2 protein-coding genes are annotated in these 1995 nt (G+C 70.6%); both read left to right on the top strand.

Features of this window, described 5'->3' with window-relative positions; genetic code table 11:
* On the top strand, positions 1–710 hold a 710-nt coding region (locus tag ACWD10_RS38380), incomplete at its 5' end, for an aromatic amino acid lyase (protein WP_451098468.1).
* Between the two features lie 53 nt (positions 711–763).
* Positions 764–1924: an MBL fold metallo-hydrolase gene (locus tag ACWD10_RS38385; protein WP_451098470.1), complete on the top strand. Its 1161-nt coding sequence runs from the start codon at positions 764–766 to the stop codon at positions 1922–1924.
* Positions 1925–1995 lie beyond the last annotated feature (71 nt).

Here is a 1995-nt window from a genome sequence, read left to right on the forward strand (position 1 = left end):
TCATCGGCGCCCTGCTGCAGACCCTGGGCAAGGCCCGCAGGACGGTCGTGCGGGAAGCCAACGCCTCCACCTCCAACCCGCTGCTCTTCCGCAAGCCCGGTGGCACCTACGAGTTCGTGATGGGCGGGAACTGGGACGCCGCGCTGATCGGCCACGAGATCGACACCCTGAATGCGCAGGTCGCCGACGCCGGTGTGCTCTCCCAGGAGCTCTCCGGCCGGCTCCTCGACCCGAAGTGGAGCCATGGCCTGCCCGCCAACCTGGCAGGAGGCCCGGTCGGCCTGAACTCCGGCATGGTGCAAGTCCAGACTGTCGCGGCGGCGCTCGTCCCGGAGATGCAGGTCGCGGTCACCCCGGCGGGAGCCCTCTCCAGGCCCGTCAAGGGCGGCCAGGAGGATCACAACACCATGGCGATGGCCTCGATGCGCAATCTGAGCGCCAATCTGGACCGCCTCGACACCGTGCTCGCCGTGCAACTGATCATGGGCGCTCAGGGCATCGACCTCATGCAGAAGAAGATGACCGGCTTCCCCCTTGGCTCCGGCACGAGGGCTATCCACGCGGCGGTACGTCAACATATTCCGCCGCTCGTCGACGACCGGCACATGAGCCCCGACGTGGAGGAAGCCACCGACCTCGTCCACGGTCACGCACTGGCCGACACCGTGGAATCGGCGGTCGCGTCCACGCCGGACAAGTGCGCCGCCTAGGCCGACGCCTGCCCCCTTCCCTGTGAACTCCCAGACGTATAGGAGAACTTGAGGTGTGTGAACTTCTCGCGCAGGCGGCAGTGTCACGGCGCGGCCTCCTAGCAGGCGCGGCCGCCACCGGAATCGGCGCGGCGCTCGCAACGGGCCCGGCAGCAGCAGCGGCCGCCCCCGAGCCGGGCGAGGCCACGGAACTGACCCGCGCCGCCAAGGGGCACCGCACCCGGCTCGCCCTGCTCGGGACCGTCGGGGGTCCCACCTGGTACGGAGACGACTCCGGGTACGGCATCTGCTCGGCGCTCATGGTCGGAGACCAGGCGTATCTGGTCGACTTCGGCTCGGGCGCGTACCGGCAGCTTCGCCGCGCAGGCGTGGCGCCGGGCCAGGAGCGGGCCCTGTTCGTCACCCACCTGCACAGTGACCATGTCATCGACCTGGCCACCCTGCTGATGTACGACCCGGGCGCCCGGCACGCGGCCGCGGCTCCGCTGCACATCGTGGGACCCGGGCGCCGTGGCCCGCTGCCGCCGCTCGCTCCGGGTGTCCCCGAACCGCCTCTGGAGAACCCGGACAACCCCGGGGCCGGAACCGCGGACCTGGTCGATGCCCTGTTCGCGGCCCACGCCGCGGACCTCAACGTCCGCCTCCGCTCCGAAGGCGGCAAGGACGTCCGCGACTTCATCCGCGCCCACGACATCGAACTGCCCCCGGACCACGGCGCCGACCCCAACTCGGCCACGGCACCCGACATGGACCCCTTCGTGGTCTGGGAGGACGACAACGTCCGCGTCAGCGCGACCCTCGTGCCCCACGGCCTGGTCTTCCCCAACCTCGCCTACCGGATCGACACCGCAGACGGCTCGGTCGCCTTCTCCGGCGACACCGCGGTCAGCGAGAACCTGATCCGGCTCGCGCGCAGCGTCGACATCCTCGTACACGAAGTGATCGACATGGAGTGGATCCTGGACGTGGTCGGCCCGAAGCCCTGGAGCCCGGGCCAACAGGCACTCTACGACCACATCGTGGGCGGCCACACCCGGATCGAGGAGGTGGGCCCAGTGGCCGAACGCGCCGGCGCGCAGACCCTCGTCCTCTCCCACCTGGTCCCCGGCGGTCTGCCCGCCTCCCACTGGCAGAAGGCGGCCAAGGGCTTCTCCGGCCGAACCATCGTCGGCCGGGACTTGACCCAGATCGGAGTCGGTCGCCCAACCGCCTGAAAACGCCGCTCGGTTCACGCGCCGTTGCCCGAGCGGAATGGATCCCGGCCGCCCATCACTCCGGGGCGGCC

Source organism: Streptomyces sp. NPDC002851 (assembly GCF_053591935.1).